Raw genomic sequence first — 254 nt, 5'->3', positions numbered from 1 at the left:
CCACCAATACCAAGCATAATCAAATCACCACGCTCACGTGAGCTTAGCGTGATAGTCGGCAAAGTGCTGGCAAGTTCTAGAGCCTCTTCGCGTGCTTTACCTTTTAATAATAGTGGCTTTAGGGTGTCGCTACCATGAGGGGGTACTAGTTTTGAGGCTGCTTGATTGGGGACTGAAGATGTCATATTAATTTAAAACCTTAATGATGAGTGAGAAAGCTGAGTAAATGGGTTATAAATAGAATACGCATAGGC

Annotated in this window: 1 protein-coding gene; it reads right to left on the bottom strand. The window is 42.9% G+C overall.

From position 1 onward, the window contains the following. Window positions 1-185 (bottom strand): hypothetical protein (locus AAEZ09_RS28760; RefSeq protein ID WP_350601735.1); only part of this gene is annotated, 185 nt, incomplete at its 3' end. Window positions 186-254 lie beyond the last annotated feature (69 nt).

It is taken from the genome of Pseudomonas sp. 65/3-MNA-CIBAN-0223 (assembly GCF_040310425.1).
GTDB lineage: Bacteria > Pseudomonadota > Gammaproteobacteria > Pseudomonadales > Pseudomonadaceae > Aquipseudomonas > Aquipseudomonas gregormendelii.
Note: the sequence above shows the minus strand (reverse complement) of the source record. Positions and strands in the feature narration are given on the sequence as shown.